The 16,658-nt window shown below is 72.2% G+C and carries 13 protein-coding genes; 8 read left to right on the forward strand and 5 right to left on the reverse strand.

Going from position 1 to position 16,658, the window contains the following annotated elements; translation table 11 throughout:
* The 4 genes from KZX45_RS14330 to KZX45_RS14345 form a co-directional block, all read left to right on the forward strand.
* Positions 1-188 (forward strand): hypothetical protein (locus KZX45_RS14330; protein WP_248257835.1); only part of this gene is annotated, 188 nt, incomplete at its 5' end.
* 386 nt (positions 189-574) lie between these two features.
* A complete protein-coding gene (locus KZX45_RS14335; protein ID WP_248258433.1) occupies positions 575-1,843 on the forward strand; it encodes an IniB N-terminal domain-containing protein in 1,269 nt (422 codons plus the stop codon).
* A gap of 114 nt (positions 1,844-1,957) precedes the next feature.
* Complete coding sequence (locus KZX45_RS14340) at positions 1,958-3,784, forward strand: dynamin family protein (protein WP_248258434.1); 1,827 nt, start codon at positions 1,958-1,960, stop codon at positions 3,782-3,784.
* Complete coding sequence (locus KZX45_RS14345; RefSeq protein ID WP_248258435.1) at positions 3,781-5,325, forward strand: dynamin family protein; 1,545 nt, start codon at positions 3,781-3,783, stop codon at positions 5,323-5,325. The genes KZX45_RS14340 and KZX45_RS14345 overlap by 4 nt, the downstream gene beginning before the upstream one ends.
* Here the strand turns inward: KZX45_RS14345 and KZX45_RS14350 are convergent.
* Genes KZX45_RS14350 through KZX45_RS14365 form a run of 4 tightly spaced genes read right to left on the reverse strand, consistent with a single transcriptional unit; the run spans position 5,260 to position 9,528 of the window.
* The gene (locus KZX45_RS14350; RefSeq protein ID WP_248258436.1) at positions 5,260-5,826 is read right to left on the reverse strand and encodes a hypothetical protein; all 567 of its coding nucleotides are present in this window, start codon (positions 5,824-5,826) and stop codon (positions 5,260-5,262) included. The genes KZX45_RS14345 and KZX45_RS14350 overlap by 66 nt on opposite strands.
* A gap of 46 nt (positions 5,827-5,872) precedes the next feature.
* Positions 5,873-7,588 (reverse strand): DUF885 domain-containing protein, encoded by a 1,716-nt coding sequence (locus KZX45_RS14355; RefSeq protein ID WP_248258437.1) that lies wholly within the window; start codon positions 7,586-7,588, stop codon positions 5,873-5,875.
* A gap of 33 nt (positions 7,589-7,621) precedes the next feature.
* Entirely contained in the window at positions 7,622-7,966 is a 345-nt protein-coding gene (locus KZX45_RS14360; protein ID WP_248258438.1) for an acyl-CoA carboxylase subunit epsilon, read from the reverse strand.
* Positions 7,963-9,528 (reverse strand): acyl-CoA carboxylase subunit beta, encoded by a 1,566-nt coding sequence (locus tag KZX45_RS14365; RefSeq protein WP_248258535.1) that lies wholly within the window; start codon positions 9,526-9,528, stop codon positions 7,963-7,965. Before KZX45_RS14365 ends, KZX45_RS14360 begins: the two co-directional genes overlap by 4 nt.
* A 445-nt stretch (positions 9,529-9,973) precedes the next feature.
* Between KZX45_RS14365 and KZX45_RS14370 the strand changes: the two genes are divergently transcribed.
* The 4 genes from KZX45_RS14370 to KZX45_RS14385 all read left to right on the forward strand — a co-directional run bounded on the left by KZX45_RS14370 (position 9,974) and on the right by KZX45_RS14385 (position 14,145).
* Entirely contained in the window at positions 9,974-10,849 is an 876-nt protein-coding gene (locus KZX45_RS14370; RefSeq protein WP_248258439.1) for a biotin--[acetyl-CoA-carboxylase] ligase, read from the forward strand.
* 9 nt (positions 10,850-10,858) lie between these two features.
* The gene (locus KZX45_RS20350) at positions 10,859-11,989 is read left to right on the forward strand and encodes an adenylate/guanylate cyclase domain-containing protein (protein WP_248258440.1); all 1,131 of its coding nucleotides are present in this window, start codon (positions 10,859-10,861) and stop codon (positions 11,987-11,989) included.
* Positions 11,990-12,130: 141 nt separating this feature from the next.
* Positions 12,131-12,817, forward strand: coding sequence for a response regulator transcription factor (locus KZX45_RS14380; RefSeq protein WP_248258441.1), 687 nt, complete (start codon positions 12,131-12,133; stop codon positions 12,815-12,817).
* A 5-nt stretch (positions 12,818-12,822) separates the two neighbouring features.
* Positions 12,823-14,145 carry an ATP-binding protein gene (locus KZX45_RS14385; protein ID WP_248258442.1) on the forward strand — a complete coding sequence of 441 codons (1,323 nt, stop codon included), beginning with the start codon at positions 12,823-12,825 and terminating at the stop codon, positions 14,143-14,145.
* 38 nt (positions 14,146-14,183) lie between these two features.
* Here KZX45_RS14385 and KZX45_RS14390 read toward each other — a convergent pair whose 3' ends face one another.
* Positions 14,184-16,559, reverse strand: a complete 2,376-nt coding sequence (locus KZX45_RS14390; RefSeq protein WP_248258443.1) for a hypothetical protein — start codon at positions 16,557-16,559, stop codon at positions 14,184-14,186.
* Positions 16,560-16,658 lie beyond the last annotated feature (99 nt).

Consider the following 16,658-nt stretch of genomic DNA (forward strand, 5'->3'; position numbering starts at 1 on the left):
TCACCAAGACCGTCGGCGCCTTCGCCGTCACCCAGCCCGAGCCCGGCATCTTCGTCTGGCTCACCCCCTCCGGGCACACCTACCGCCGCGAACGCAACGGCACCGTCACCCTCCTCGCCGTCCGCCCACCCCACCACGGCCGACCCGAACCCCTCCACGACGAACGCGACGACCCACCACCCTTCTGACGGCTGACTGCTGAACGACCGACGGCTGACGGCTGACGGCTCAGTTCACGGGTGCTGCGGCGGGTGAGTGCCCGGGCAGGGAGCGCGGCGTGGCGGTGCTACTACCGCCCGCGAGAAGCGTGAAGGGCGTCGTGACGGTGGTTCCGCCGTGAACGCACAAGCCCCGCACGGCACCGATGTGACACACCGCGGCGGCAGGCCGGTTCGGACAGGCACGCAACGCTTTCCCCCTCACCCCCAAGGCCCGTTGACGCACCAACCCCCATGCTGTTCGCGACCATTGGGGAGGGCGCCCCGATGTGGCCCCCATCACGCTCTTCGTACGTTCGTGTCAGCCGGTCCGGAGCAGTCCGGCGCATCGCTTCGACGGAGAAACGGACACCCACATGACGACGATTGCCAACAACCTCCTCGAGTTTCTGTTGAGTCTCCTGCGCGATCCCGAGGCCGCGGCGGCGTTCCGTCACGACCCGGAGAAGGCCCTTGAGAACGCCGGGCTGAGCGACGTCTGCACGGAGGACGTCGAGGCCGTGCTGCCGGTGATCTTCGACTACGCACCCGTTCGCGTCGACTCGTCCTTCGATCGGGACTACAATACCGGCCGCAACGAGTCTGACGTCGGCGGGAACATCTCGCAGCCGCCGCCGTGGCGTCCTGACCGGCCCGACCGTGACGACGGCGACCGTCCCCGTGATGACGATGACCGTCCTCATGACGACGATCGCCCTCGAGACGACGACGACGACCACGCGCACGCCGTTCAGCAGCTGAGCTACGTCGTCAACAACTACTCCTACACCTCCAAGATCGACGACCGCGACACCATCACCGACCAGTCGGTTAACCAGAACATCTGGGCCGACGGCGATGTGGTCCAGCTGTTCGACAACGACGCGGTCATCGCCTCGGGCGACCACGCCGTCGCGGCCGGCGATGACGCGGACGTCGACAACTCGCACGACGAGTCCACGAACACCTGGGTCGACGTCGAGGACGGCGAGGCCACCGTGGTCGTCGGCGACGACAACTTCTCGGACGACATCGAGAACTCCGGGAACTACGCCGATCGCGGCGGCTCGGTGGAGGACAACGACACCGAGATCGACAACGACGGCCAGTACGCCGACCGCGGTGGCGAGAACCACGACACCGACGTGGACGTCGACTTCGACAACAGCGGCCAGATCGCCGGTGGCGACGCCGTGCACGCCGAGGACGAGGGCCAGGCCGCCGGCGACGACCTGACGGACAACGACACGGACGTGGACGTCGACGTCGACTTCGACAACAGCGGCCAGATCGCCGGTGGCGACGCCACCGACAGCCACGACGAGACGGCCGTCGACGTCGACTTCGACAACAGCGGCCAGATCGCCGGTGGCGACGCCACCAGCACTGACGTGGACGTCGACTTCGAGAACGAGGGCCAGATCGCCGGCGGTGACGTCAACCAGAACGAGACGGACATCGACGCGGAGTTCACCGACAACTCCGGCCAGGTCAACGACTCCCTGAACGGGAACGACATCGGCAACACGGACACCGACGTCGACATCGAGGACTCCTTCACCGTCGAGGACTCCTTCACGCAGGACAACGACGTCGTCGACGTCGACGACTCCCTCAACGACAACGAGACCGAGGTGGAGCTCTGATACTGACCCTCAATCGGAAATAGACCCCCAGTGGGCCCAGCGGCTCCACGTCCCCCCGTCCGCCGCTGGGCCTTCTGTGGTGTCATTGGACAAGCCGACGGCGAGGGAGCCGACGTGGACCTGGTGAAGCTGGTGGAGCAGGGCATCGCCCTGACGGGGGAGGGGCGTCCCGACCTCGGTCGGCGGCTCGAGCAGACGCGCCGCCGGCTGCTCGACCCGAGCGTGCGAGTGATGGTCGTCGGGGAGTTCAAACAGGGCAAGAGCCAGCTGGTCAACGCCCTGGTCAACGCGCCGGTCTGCCCCGTCGACGACGACATCGCCACCTCTGTCCCCACGATCGTGCGGCACGGCGAGAAGCCGGCCGCGTTCGTCGTAGGTCTGCCGTCGGGCCGGCCGCTGGAGGGGGCCGACGACGCACCCCCGGTCCGCGAGCCCGTCCCGCTCGCCGAGCTCGCCGGCTACGTCTCCGAGCGCGGCAACCCGGGCAACGAGCGCCGGCTTCTGGCCGCCGAGGTGTTCCTCCCGCGGATGATCCTCTCCGGCGGGCTCGCCGTGGTGGACTCGCCGGGCGTCGGCGGGCTCGAGTCGCCGCACTCGCTGACGACGCTCACCGCCCTCCCCGGCGCCGACGTCGTCCTCCTGGTCTCGGACGCCTCCCAGGAGTACACCGAGCCGGAGATGCGCTTCCTGCGCCAGGCGATGCGCATGTGTCCCAACGTCGGCTGCGTCCTGACGAAGACGGACATCTACCCGGACTGGCGACGGATCGTCGAGCTGGACCGCCGCCACCTGGACGCGGTCGCCCCGAACATCCCGATCTTCCCGGTCTCCTCGGTGCTGCGCCTGCACGCCGCCAAGGAGCAGGACCGGGAGCTCAACGAGGAGTCCGGCTTCCCCGCCCTGGTGCGCTACCTGCGGCAGGACATTCTCGGCCAGGCCGAACGGCTCGCCCGGCGCTCCGTCGCGCACGACCTGCGCTCGACGGCGGACAACCTGCGCATGTCCGTCCGCGCAGAGCTGCAGGCGCTGCAGAACCCCGGAGCTACGCCACAGCTGATCGTCGACCTCGAGGACGCCAAGTCGAAGGCCGACGAGCAGCGACGACGGTCCGCCCGCTGGCAGATCACCCTGGCCGACGGCATGACCGACCTCATCTCCGACATGGAGCACGACCTGCGCGACCGCATGCGGGCCGTGATGCGCGAGGCCGAGGAGGCCATCGACCGTGGGGACCCCGGCCCGGTGTGGGACCAGTTCTCGGACTGGTTCGAGCAGCGCACCGCCTCGGCCGTCTCCGACACCTTCGTCTGGACGGACGAACGCTCGCAGTGGCTCGCGCGCCAGGTGGCCGACCACTTCTCCCTCGAGGAGCTGCGCCTGCCCGACCTTCGCGTCGGGGACACCGACGACGTCCTCGACCCGGTCGAGCCGGTGCCGTTCCTCGACCCCGGCTACATGGGCATGGGCCAGAAGGTGCTCGTCGGGATGCGCGGCTCCTACGGCGGCATCCTGATGTTCGGCCTCCTGACCGGCCTGCTGGGCATGTCTTTGGTCAACCCCCTCTCCGTCGGTGCGGGCCTCCTCATCGGGACAAAGGCGTACAAGGACGACAAGGAGACCCGCCTCAAGCGGCGCCAGGCAGAGGCGAAGGCACTCGTGAGACGTGCCACCGACGACGTGATCTTCCAGGTCGGCAAGCAGCTCAAGGACCGGCTGCGGCTGGTGCAGCGCGCCATCCGTGACCACTTCACCGAGCTTGCGGAGGAGCACCACCGCACCCTCGCCGACTCCGTCCAGGCGGCACAGAAGGCGGCGGCGACGTTCGCCGCCGAGCGGGAGGGGCGGATCAAGGAGCTGCGCGCCGAGCTGGCCCGCGTCGAGAAGTTCCGCAGCCAGGCCGACCAGATCGAGAAGGATCCGGCACCGGCAGGGCGCCGATGACCGGCCGGCTCGTGGCGGAGGTGCGCGCGCTTCTCGCCGCGGCCGCGGAGCTCTACGAGGACGACGACGCCGCCGAGACGCTCAGGGCCTACGAACGGCGGCTCGACGAGCCGCTGCGCGTCGCCGTCGCCGGCATGGTCAAGGCGGGCAAGTCGACGCTGCTCAACGCGATCCTCGGGGAGGAGATCGCGCCCACCGACGCGGGGGAGTGCACCACGGTGGTGACCTGGTACCGGTACGGGGCCACGCCGCGCGTCACCCTCGTCCCCGTCGACGGCGCACCTCGGCCGCTGCCCGTGCGCAGGGAGGACGGCCGCCTGCTCCTGTCGCTCGACGGCACGTCGCCCGAGCGGGTCCGGCGGATCGAGGTCGAGTGGCCCGTGCCCAGCCTGCGGCGCCTCACGCTCGTGGACACGCCCGGCATCGCCTCCCTCTCGGGGGACGTCTCGGCCCGCACCACGGACTTTCTCACCCCTGAGGACGCGCCCGCGCAGGCGGACGCGGTCGTCTATCTCATGCGGCACATGCACGCCTCGGACATCAACTTCCTCCAGTCGTTCCGCGACACCGAGGCCAGCCGGTCGGGCACCGTCAACGCCATCGCCGTCCTTTCCCGCGCGGACGAGGTGGGCGCGGGCCGGATCGACGCGATGATCTCCGCCGGCGTGGTGGCGGCGCGCTACCGCGAGGACCCCACGCTGCGTCCCCTCGCCCTGGGGGTGGTGCCGGTGGCCGGCCTCGTCGCGCAGAGCGCCCGCACGCTCCGCCAGGAGGAGTTCACGGCGCTCTCGGCCTTCGCCGAGCTCGACCGGGCCGCCCGGGAACGCATGCTCATCTCCGCGGACCGCTTCGCCGCCCCGACGGCGCCGGTCGACATCCCTCCGGAGCGGCGCCGTGCGCTGCTGCAGCGGTTCGGCATCTTCGGCATCCGGCTGGGCGTGGCCCTCGTGCGAGGTGGCACCACGGACCCCACCGGGCTCGCCCACGCGATGGTGCGCCGCAGCGGGCTCGACGCCCTGCTCGCCCTGCTCGACGCGCAGTTCCAGACCCGAGCCGACCACCTCAAGGCGCGCTCGGCGCTCGTCGCGGTCGAGCAGCTGCTGCGCGAGCGACCTCGCCCCGGCGCCGAGGACGTCAAGGCGTCCCTGGAACGGGTCCGCGCCGGCGCGCACGAGTTGCGCGAGCTCGGGCTGCTGGCCCAGGCCCGCTCCGCCGGGCTGCCCCTGCGGGACAGTGCCGCGGCGGCCGAGGCGGAGGTGCTGGTCGGCGGGCGGGGGGCGGCCCCGCGAGCACGGCTCGGTCTCCCGGCGGACGCCACCGACGAGGAGGTTCGCGCGGAGGCTGCGGAACGGTTGCGTCACTGGCGCGCACGCGCCGAGAGCCCGCTGACCGACCGGGCGGCGGCCGAGGTCTGCCGGGTGGTGGTGCGCAGCTGCGAGGGCGTCCTCGCTGAGGTCGGCGCGGCAGACCCGGGGTCAGCGCTCGCGGAGCCAGCGGCCGACGCTCGGCGCGAGGCTCACGAGGTAGGCCAGGGCGGCTAGGGCCACCCACGCCACGAGCACCACGCGATCGCGGAGCCCGTTCGCGCCCGGGACGGTGAGGTACGCCTCCGCCACCAGGGCCACGAGCAAGTGCACGACCAGCAGCACCGTCAGGCCGACGCGCGCCCCGCCCCGCCGCGCCGTCATCCGGCGCACCAGGAGGCTCTCGACCAGGACGACGAGCACGATCGCCGCCACCGTGGCGACCAGCACCACCTGGGAGGCCGTCTCGACGGTGCCGGCCGCACGCCCCGGGTCGAGCTCGCGCACCTGCTCGGCGATGCCCGCCAGGTGCTCCTCACGGCCGAGGAAGGCGAAGACCACCGCAGTCAGGCCCGTGAGGAAGCTGAGCAGCCACAGCGTCCGGGAACGGAGCAGCGCGGGCGGTGGCGGGACCGTGGCGGGCGCGACCGGCGCGGGCGTGCGGTCCGACATCGCCGGGCGCGGTGGGGGAGAGGCCGAGTCGGGGGTCCGTGCGGACGGGCCGGGAGGCGTGGCCATGGCAGCACGCTAGCTGCGGGACCGCGCCGGATGGCGGGATTCGTGCTCAGTGCGTCAGCGCGTCCCGGAGCACGTCCAGCCCCACGGACCCGACGTCGAGGGCGCGGCGGTGGAACGCCCTGAGGTCGAACTCCTCGCCCCGGGCGGTCGCGGACTCGCGGGCGGCGTCCCGGGTCTCCTCCCACAGGCGCTGGCCGATCTTGTAGCTCGGAGCCTGGCCGGGCCAGCCGAGGTACCGGTCGAGCTCGAACGCGAGGAACTCCTCGGCCATGTTGGCGTTGCCCTTGAGGAACTCCCACGCCCGGGCCGCGTCCCAGGTGCCGCCGCCCCACTCCTGAGGTGCGGGCTTGCCCAGGTGCACGCCGATGTCGAGCACCACACGGGCCGCCCGCAGCCGCTGGCCGTCGAGCATGCCCATCCGGTCGCCCGGGTCGTCGAGGAAGCCCAGGTCCGCCATGAGCCGCTCGGCGTACAGCGCCCAGCCCTCGCCGTGCCCGCTGACCCAGGACGCCAGGCGGCGCCAGAGGTTGAGCAGCTCCGCACGGTAGACGGTCTGCCCGATCTGCAGGTGGTGACCCGGCACGCCCTCGTGGTAGACCGTGGTCCGCTCCCGCCAGGTCGCGAACTCGGTGACGCCGTCGGGCACCGACCACCACATGCGGCCCGGCCGCGAGAAGTCGGCGCTGGGGCCGGTGTAGTAGATGCCGCCGGTGTGGGTCGGGGCGATCAGGCACTCCAGGCGCCGGACCGGCTCGGGGATGTCGAACTGCGTGCCGGCGAGGGCGGCGACCGCCTCGTCCGAGGTGACCTGCATCCACTCCCGCAGCGCCTCGGTGCCGTGCAGCATGCGCGCCGGGTCCTTGTCCAGGCGTGCCATGGCCTCGGTGATGTCCGTGCCGGGACCGTAGAGCCGGTCGGCCACCTCCTGCTGCTCGGCGACGATCCGCGCCAGCTCGGCCCGCCCCCACTCGTAGGTCTCGTCGAGGTCGACGACGGCGCCCAGGAAGTACCGCGACCACAGCGCGTAGCGGTCGCGGCCCACGGCGTCCTCGCGCGGCGCGTCGGGGGCGATCTCCTCGCCGAGCATCCGCGCCAGGTCGGCGTACGCCTGGCGGGCGTCGGCGGCCCCCTTCTCGAGCGCCGCGGCGAGGGCGCGGGTGGGGGTCTCGCCGCTCGGCCGGGCAGAGGCGACGAGCGTGGTGAAGAAGGAGGTGTCGGCGTCGGCCAGGTCGTCGGCCTGCTTCAGGCACGCCTCCACCTGGCGCAGCGCCGCCACGTTGCCCGCGGCACGGGCGGCCCGCAGGGACTCCTGGTAGCCCTCGAGCGCGTCTGGCACGGCCGCCAGGCGGGTGGCGATCGTCTCCCAGTCCTCCGCCGTCGCCGTCGGCATGAGGTCGAAGACCTCACGGACGGCCTGCACCGGGGAGGCGATGACGTTGAGCTCGCGCTGGAGCTCGCCGGCCTCGGCCAGCTCAACCTGCAGGCCCAGGCGCTCGCGCATCGCGGCGTGCGTGACGCCGTCGACGTCGTCCACCGGCGCGAGAACCTCCAGCTCCGCCAGCGTCGCGCGGTCGAGCATGGCCTGCTCCTCGATCCCGGCGGGGGAGAGGTCCGGCATCTCGTGGTCGTGACCCGGCAGCCCGAGGGTGGTCGCGGTCAGCGGGTCCAGCGCGGCCAGCCGGTGGACGTAGGCGTCCGCGATCGCGTCGGTCGGGGTCGCGGGACGGGCGGCGGGTGCGCCGTCGGACGTGGTCTGGGTCACGGGTGGGAGCCTAGCCCCGCCCACGACCTCCGTTCAGCGGTGGAGGGACCAGCGCCAGGAGCCCGCGCCGGGCCCGGGCGGGACCCCGATCACCCGCGCCCGGTCGGTCCAGCGCGTCCGGACCCGCTCCGCGGCGTCGTCCGGCAGGCCACCGAGCTCGTCGACCCGGCCGCGGGCCGCGACGATCCCCGCCACGAGCGCGGCGAGCTCCAGCTCGTCGGGCCGGCCGTGGACCACCCGGACCGCGGGAGCCGCCGGCGCCCCGTGCGCCGCCGTGACGGCACCGCCCAGCGCGACGGCGACGACGTCGTCGTTCCCGCCGCCGGACCACTCCGCGGGCGAGGCGGCGGAGGCCAGGGAGTCGTCGATCGTGGTCACAGCGGGATGTTCCCGTGCTTCTTGGCCGGCAGCGACGCGCGCTTGGTCCGCAGCGCGCGCAGCGCCCGCACCACCTGGACCCGCGTCTCGGCCGGGGCGATGACGCCGTCGACGTAGCCTCGCTCGGCCGCCTCCCACGGGTTCACGAGCGCCTCCTCGTACTCGGCGACGAGCCGGGCCCGCTCGGCCTCGACGTCGCCGCCCTGCTCGGCGACCTTCTTCAGCGCGCCGCGCTGGAGGATGTTCACCGCGCCTCCCGAGCCCATCACCGCGATCTGCGCCGTCGGCCAGGCGAGGTTGACGTCCGCGCCCAGCTTCTTGGAGCCCATGACGATGTAGGCGCCGCCGTAGGCCTTGCGGGTGATGAGCGTGACGAGGGGGACGGTCGCCTCGGCGTACGCGTAGATGAGCTTCGCGCCGCGGCGGATGATGCCGTTCCACTCCTGGTCGGTGCCCGGCAGGAAACCGGGGACGTCCACGAACGTCAGCACGGGAAGGTTGAACGCGTCGCAGGTGCGCACGAACCGGGCTGCCTTCTCCGAGGCGTTGATGTCCAGCGTCCCGGCCATCTGCAGCGGCTGGTTCGCCACGATGCCCACCGGTCGGCCCTCGACGTGCCCGAACGCGGTGATCATGTTCTGCGCGAACCCGGGCTGGACCTCCAGCAGCTCGCCGTCGTCGACGACGTGCTCGATCACGGTGCGCATGTCGTAGGGCTGGTTGTCCGAGTCGGGCACGAGGGTGTCGAGCTCGCGGTCGGCGTCGGAGACCTCGAGCGCGGCGGTCGCCTCGGCGTCGGAGGTGGGCCACGACGGCGGGTCGGAGAGGTTGTTCGACGGCAGGTAGGACAGGAGGGCACGGACGTAGTCGATCGCGTCGTCCTCGTCGGCCGCCTGGTAGTGGGCGACACCGGAGCGCTGGTTATGGGTGGCCGCGCCGCCGAGCTCCTCGAAGCCGACCTCCTCGCCCGTGACCGCCTTGATGACGTCCGGCCCGGTGATGAACATGTTCGAGGTGCCCTCGGCCATGACGATGAAGTCGGTCAGCGCGGGCGAGTAGACCGCGCCGCCGGCGCTGGGGCCCAGGATCAGGGAGATCTGCGGGATGACGCCCGAGGCCGCGACGTTGCGCCGGAAGATCTCCGCGAACTGCGTCAGCGCCGCCACGCCCTCCTGGATGCGCGCGCCCCCGCCGTCGGAGATCCCGATGAGCGGCACACCGGTGCGCAGCGCCAGGTCCATGACCTTGGTGATCTTCTGCCCGTGCATCTCCCCGAGCGACCCGCCGAAGACGGTGAAGTCCTGGGAGTACACGCACACCTGGCGGCCGTCCACGGTGCCGAAGCCGGTGACGACGCCGTCGCCCGGGATCCGCTTCTTCTCCAGCCCGAAGTTGGTGGAGTGGTGGGTGGCGAAGGCGTCGAGCTCGGTGAACGAGCCGGGGTCGAGCAGCGCCTCGAGACGCTCGCGGGCGGACTTCTTGCCGCGCTTGCCCTGCTTCTCGACGGCGACGGCCGCCGGGGCGGTGATCCCGCGCTCGGTCCGGGCGGCGAGATCCGCCAGCTTCTCGGCCGTCGTCGACGTCGGCGCAGGAGGGGACGTTGCCGTGGAGGGCTGGTCGGCTGCCGCCCCGCGGGCGGTGGTCGCTTCGGTCACTCTCGACAGCGTAGTTGTCACTTTCCCACGGCCCGTGCACGGAGAGCGGTGATTCCCGGCATGTCCAGTTGTGCAGGTCCCACAAGAGCGGAGCGCAGGTGAGGAGGCGCCCGAGCACCAGGGACGTGGCCCTGAGGCGCTTCGGTGCGTCACATGCCTCGCGAATGCGCCGGCGTGTCACCGATAAGTGCTGCTGCGCAGATGAAGTCGTCCCGGACCGACTTCATCTGCTGAGGACCACTTCGGCAGTCGGTGGTTTGTCGCGCCAAGGGCACCGGGTGGGTGGTTGTCGCGCCAAGGGCACCGGGTGGGTGGTTGTCGCACCGGCGGCACGGGGTGGTTGGCTTGTGCCGTGACCCACGACTCCCCGTTCGCCCGCGTGGTCCGCGTGCCGCGCACCGGTTCCACCAACGACGACCTGCGCGCCGCCGCCGCTGCCGACCCCGACTCCTGGCCGCACCTGTCGGTGCTCGTCGCGGACCACCAGGACGCCGGCAAGGGGCGCGCCGGCCGCACCTGGGTGACCCCGCCGGGCAGCGCGCTGACCGCCTCGGTCCTCCTGCGCACGGAGGTGCCCCGGGAGCGCCTCGGCTGGGTGCCGCTGCTGGCCGGTCTGGCGGTGCAGCGTGCGTGCGAGCGCCTGCTCGCGGGAGTGGCCGCGGCCGGCGGGGCCGCGGGCAGCGCCGGGGCGGCCGCCGTCGGGGACACGAGCGGCCCCCGGACGGGCGTGAAGTGGCCCAACGACGTCCTGGCCCTGGGCGTCGGCACGGCAGACGTCGAACGCTGGGGCCGGGACCGCAAGCTCGCCGGGATCCTCGCGGAGGTGCTGCCCGGCGGCCGCGGGAGCATCGTCGTGCTCGGGATCGGCCTCAACGTGGCCCAGGCGGAGCTGCCGGTGCCGTGGGCGACGTCGCTGCGGCTGCTCGGCGCCGACGTCGATCCCGCCGGGGCGCTCGACGCGGTCGGGGCGGAGCTGGTCCCGTTGCTGGACGGGTGGCTGGCGGCCGGCGGGGACGCCGACGTCTCGGGGGTGCGTGACCGGGTGCGGCAGGTCTGCGTGACCCTCGGGCGCCGGGTGCGCGCCGAGCAGCCCGGCGGCGGGGGCCCGGAGGGGCGGGCGGTCGACCTCGACGCCGACGGCCGGCTGCTCGTCGACACCGGTGCCGGGGTCGAGGCGGTGGCCGCGGGGGACGTCTGGCACGTCCGGACCGAGCCGGCGGCGGACTAGGCTCGAAGGGTGAGCGAGGACACGCGGGGTGTCGCCCCCGGCGCCGAGGGGGTCGACCAGCTCCCGGACGGCGAGCTGGGCGTCCCCGACGTGCCGCGCCGGGACGACATCGGGGAGGCGTCCGGCGGCGAGACGTACTCGTCGACCGTGCGGGCCTCGGTGGAGCAGATCCTGGGCGGGTCGGAGCGCTACACCATCGTCGAGCTCGCACAGCTGGCCGGGGTGGGCGTCGACTTCGCCCGCACGTTCTGGAAGGCGATGGGCTTCCCGAACGTCACCGACGACGCCGTGCTGTTCGGCGACAGCGACGTCAACGCGCTGCGCGTCATGGGGCAGCTCATCACCGACGGCCGCATCGACACCAGCACGGCGATCTCCCTGCTGCGCGCGCAGTCCCACACCACCGACCGCCTCGTCCTGTGGCAGACCGAGGCGCTCGCCGAGGGCGCCACCCGCAGCATGAGCCTCGACGACGTCTCGGCCCGGCTCGTGGTGCTCGACCGGCTGCCCGGCATCGTCGACGTGCTGCAGTCCCAGCTCAACTACTCCTGGCGCCGCCAGCTCGCGGCGCTCATGGTGCGCACCGAGGCGGAGGTGGCGGACAGCCGCCGCCCGGACCTGGACCCGTTCCGCATGCCGCTGCAGCGCGCGGTGGGGTTCATCGACATGGTCGCGTACACCCGCCGCTCCACCGAGCTCGGGTCCCGGGCGCTCGCGGACCTCGTGCAGACCTTCGAGTACACCTCCCGCGACGTCATCACCACGCACGGCGCCCGCGTGGTCAAGACCATCGGCGACGCGATCCTCTACGTCGCCGACGACCTGCCCACCGGGGCCGAGGTCACCGTCGACCTGCTCAACGCCCTGCAGGCCAGGGAGAACATGCTGCCGGTGCGCGCCTCGGTGGTGTGGGGCGGGGTCATCTCCCGCAACGGCGACGTCTTCGGCCCCACCGTCAACCTCGCCTCCCGCCTGGTGGACGTCGCCCCGGCGGGCACGATCCTCATGGACCGCTCGACGGCGGACACCTTCGCCACGCTCCCGGCGGCGGCGCGGTACACCATGGTCCCGCGGGCGGTCGCCGAGCTCCAGGGGCTCGGCGAGGTCACCCCCATCGAGCTTCGCCGCCGCCCGGGCTGACGGCTGCCGAGCCGTCCCCAGGACCGAGGTCCCGCAACATCCGCACCGGAGTGGTGCCGTGGAGACCCTCCGACATGCGTCGTCGTCCCAGGGGTGAGGGTTACTTGACCTGTTCTTGGGATTTGGGCCTACGATGACGCCGTGACCAACGTGCTGCTCGTCGAGGACGACCCCGCCATCGCCGAACCCCTGGCTCGCGCCCTCGGGCGCGAGGGCTACGAGGTCCGGCCCCACGGGACCGGACAGGCCGCCATCGACGACCTCGCCAACGGCGTGGACCTCGTCGTGCTGGACCTCGGTCTGCCGGACATGGACGGGCTCGACGTGGCCCGGCACATCCGCAACAAGGGCCTGACGCTGCCCATCCTCGTGCTGACCGCGCGTGCCGACGAGGTGGACCTGGTCGTCGGGCTGGACGCCGGCGCGGACGACTACGTCACCAAGCCGTTCCGGCTCGCCGAGCTGCTCGCCCGCGTGCGGGCGCTGCTCCGCCGCGCCGGCGGGGACGTCACCGAGGAGGACGAGCTGGTCGCGCAGGACGTGCGCGTGGACGTCGCCGCGCACCGCGCGTTCCGTGGCAGCCGGGAGATGCACCTGACGGCCAAGGAGTTCGAGCTGCTGCGCGTCCTCGTGCGCGACGCCGGTTCCGTCGTCGGGCGCGAGACGCTCATGCGCGAGGTCTGGGGGACGGACCCGACCGGCTCCACGAAGACCCTCGACATGCACGTGTCCTGGCTGCGCCGCAAGCTCGGTGACGACGCGAACGACCCGCGGTACATCACCACGGTGCGGGGCATGGGCTTCCGCTTCGAGACCACCGGGAACTAGTCGCCGTGCGCCGTCGCGCCATCCAGATGATCGTGGTCGCGGTGACGGTCGCCGTGCTCATCCTGGGTGTGCCGATGGCGGTCTTCGGCGGCATCTTCGTGTGGGAGGCCGAGCGGGCCACCCTCGACCTGCGCGTCTCCTCGCTCGGGCGCTCCGTCGAGCGGCGCATCAACGTCGGCGAGGAGCTCGACGACGCGATGCTCGAGCCGTGGGTCGGCGGCAACGTCCAGCACGAGGCCGCCATCCTGGTGCGCGGGCCCGAGGGGGGAGAGTTCCGCGCCGGCCCAGCGCTGGAGGGGAAGGTGCTCCGCTCCCTGCAGATCACCCCCTCGGGGGCGACGATCCGCATGGACATCGACGCCTCGGACGTGCAGTGGCAGGTGGCGAGGGTCGTCGCGCTGATCGTCGCGGGCGCCGTCGCGGCGCTGGCGGTGGGGGTGGTCGTCGCCCGGCGCCAGGCGCGCAAGCTCTCCGCGCCGCTCATCTACCTCGCAGCCTCCGCCGAGCAGATCGGCTCAGGGCAGGTGCGCCCGCGCATGAAGCCCTCCGGGATCGAGGAGATCGACCTCGTGGCGGCGGAGCTCGCCCGCACGTCGGACCGTATGGCGGGCCGCCTCGCCGCCGAGCGCCAGTTCGCCGCCGACGCGTCCCACCAGCTGCGCACCCCACTGACGGCGCTGTCGATGCGGCTGGAGGAGATCCTCACCGTGTCGGACCAGGAGGAGGTGCGCGAGGAGGCCCGGGTGTCCCTCGAGCAGCTCGAGCGGCTGACCGGTGTGGTGGAGGACCTGCTGAAGAGCTCCCGGTCCTCCTCGGGCGGGACCACGGAGGCGGTGCACCTCGACGAGGTGTTCGCCCAGCAGGAGGAGGAGTGGGCCGCCAGCTTCGAGCGGGCGGGCCGCAAGCTCGTCCTCGACGACGCCGCCGGGGTGGCCGTCCTCGCCTCGCCCGGCTCGCTCGCCCAGGTGCTGGCCACGCTGATCGAGAACTCGCTCAAGTACGGCGACGGGACGACGACGGTGCGCACGCGCGCCTCCGGCAAGGGCACCGGGGTGTTCATCGACGTCGCCGACGAGGGCCAGGGCGTGAGCGACGAGCTGGCCCCGGACATCTTCACCAAGCACGTCTCCGGCGGCTCGGGCACGGGACTCGGCCTCGCGCTCGCCAAGAGCCTGGTCGCCGCCGACGGCGGCCGGCTCGAGCTCAGCCAGCGGCGCCCGCCGGTGTTCACGGTCTTCCTCAACGCCCTGCCGAGGACCCTCGACCCCGACGTCGTCCTGCCGCAGGGGGCGCTGGTGACCGTGGGGCGGCGCCGCCGGCGGCGGTGAGCCGCACGGTCGGTGAGACGCCTTCCTGACTGATCGGGCTACGGGACTCGGCGCACACCCAGAGTGTCGCTCCTGTCGCCGTTCCAGTCGCCGACGTAGATCTCGTCGTCGGCGCGGCCGTAGACGAGGACGAGATCGGCCTTGCCGCCGGCAATGGTGTCTTTGACGTGGTACTCGGAACCGCGGCGGACGGCGAGGGTGTCCTTGCGATCTCCGTTCCAGTCGCCGGCGAGGACGGTGTCCTCCGGGCGGCCGTAAACGACTACCTGGTCGGCCTTGCCGCCGGTGATGGTGTTCTTGATGTGGTACTCGGAGCCGCGGCGGACGGCGAGGGTGTCCTTGCGATCTCCGTTCCAGTCGCCGGCGAGGACCTGGTCGCCCGAGCGGCCGTAGACGACGACCTGGTCGGCGGGCCCGGAGGTCATGGAGTTGCGCACGTGGTACTGGGCGCCGCGGCGCACCGTGAAGGTGTCTTTCCCGTCGCCGTTCCAGTCGCCGACGAGGACGGTGTCGCCGGGGCGGCCGTAGGCCACTACCTGGTCCGCCGCGCCGCCACCGAGGGCGTTCTTGATGTAGAAGAGGTTTCCCCGGCGCAGAGCGATGGTGTCCTTGTTGTCGCCGTTCCAGTCGCCGACGAAGACCTGGTCGGTCACCCTGCCGTACTGGAAGACGTGGTTGGCCCTGGTGGTCCACGCGTCGTTGAGGAAGAACCCGTAGCGCTGCTCGGTCGGAGCCGGCTTCGGGGCGGCGGGGTCTGTCGGCCCCGCCGGGTCGGTGGGTTCGTCCGGGTCGGGGGGGTCGGTCGGCTCCGTCGGGGGCGGCTCCTGGGGGGCCGGACTGCCGTCACCGGTCAGGAGGGCGGAGTGGACCTCGTACTCCACGTCCGCGGCGAGGATCATGAGGTCCCCGGTCCACCTGTCCTTGGTGCTGGTGGCGTCGTTGAAGCTGCCCGAGAAGACCTTCTCGGCCGAACCGAAGTCGATGCTGCCGGTCGAGCTCTCGCGCACGAGGATGTCGTCGTAGTTGATCGCCGACGTGTACACCACGTGCAGCGTCCTCTCGGCCTCGTTCAGCTGCACGATGCCCCGGGTCCCGCTGCCGGAGACCTCGTAGAACGGGTCCCAGCGTCCGGACGGGCGGCGGACGAGAAGTCCGAGATCGGGATGTGACGAGTCGTTGAAGGAGGTCTTGACCACCGCGTACAGCGTGCCGTCGGACGCCGTGGCGACGTTGATGTGGTCGTCCGCGAAGCCGGAACCGTTGCTGGCCGCGTAGGCCGCGCCCGGCAACTCGACGGCCCCCCACGAGCCGGGTGCCGAGCTGTTCGGGTGGAAACGGAAGCCGAAGCGGTCCCTCCGCTGGTCCGACCACATGACTCCGACACCGCCGGACATCGCGGCGACCACGGCGATGTCGTCCTTGTCGATGCCCGTCTCCAGGGTGACCGGACCCGAGAACGAGCTGTACGGGAAGCTGCTGTACTGAACCTCGACCGAGTTCTCGGTGTCGTAGGCCAGCCACATCCGGCCCGTGGCGTCGATGTCGATCGTGGCGGTCTCGCCGCCGCTGCCCAGGTCCACCGAGGTTGCTCCCGACCGCGAGCCCCAGGGCCGGTAGCTGCGCGGCCCGGAGTCATACTGGAGCGAGACGAGCTCGGTGGACCCGTCGTAGAGCAGCACGTGCACGACGTTGCCGACCGCCTTCACGTCGGCCCGCACCGTGGTGTCGTCGGTCAGGCGATAGACGTTGGTCCAGCTGCCGCCGTCGTGGCGCCAGACCCAGGTGCCGGAGGACGAGGCCAGCACGGCCCACCAGGTGCCGGCGTACTTCCAGGTCTTGGACTGCGGCTTCTCGCCGGTCGTGACGGTGGAGGAGATGGTCGCGTCGCCCTCGATGATCGCCGTGGCGGCGAGCTGCTCCGGCGCGGCAGCGCGCGCCCCTGGGGCGCCAGCGCTCGCGCCGTCGTCGCCGTGCCAGGCCAGGTTCACCAGGCCCGGCTCGTCCGACGGCGCCAGCACCTCGATGGCGTAGACGTCTCCGGCGTCGGCCTCGAAGGTGACGAGGGAAGTGGCGAGGTCGCCGTCGTCGTCGTTCGAGACCAGCGGGGTCTGACTCTCCACGTCGGCGTGGACCGTCAGGACGGTGTCCATCTCGCTGCCGTGCGTGTAGAAGCGGTAGGTGCCGGTCGCCGGGGCTATCCAGGCCCACCACAACGACGGGTCGTCACCGGAGTCGGCCGGTGAGGACAGCACCGTGACCGTGCCCTCGGCACCGGTGATCTCCGGGCCGGGCACAGCACCGCTCCCGGCGGTCGCTGCCGAGGCGCCCGCCGCCGGCAACATCGCCAGCACGACCGCCCCGGCCAGCAGCGCGGCTGCCCACCTCGCTGGCGGGACCTCTGCGGCTCTCGACATGGCTTGCTCCCTGACGCTCCGGCTGGCTCGTACGCCGGAAGGCTGCGAGCTCGCGCGAGAAGATGAAGGGTCCTGATCCGTGGTGCTGCCGAGTATCAC

The organism is Georgenia sp. EYE_87 (assembly GCF_023148685.1).
In the GTDB taxonomy this organism is placed as follows: domain Bacteria; phylum Actinomycetota; class Actinomycetes; order Actinomycetales; family Actinomycetaceae; genus Georgenia.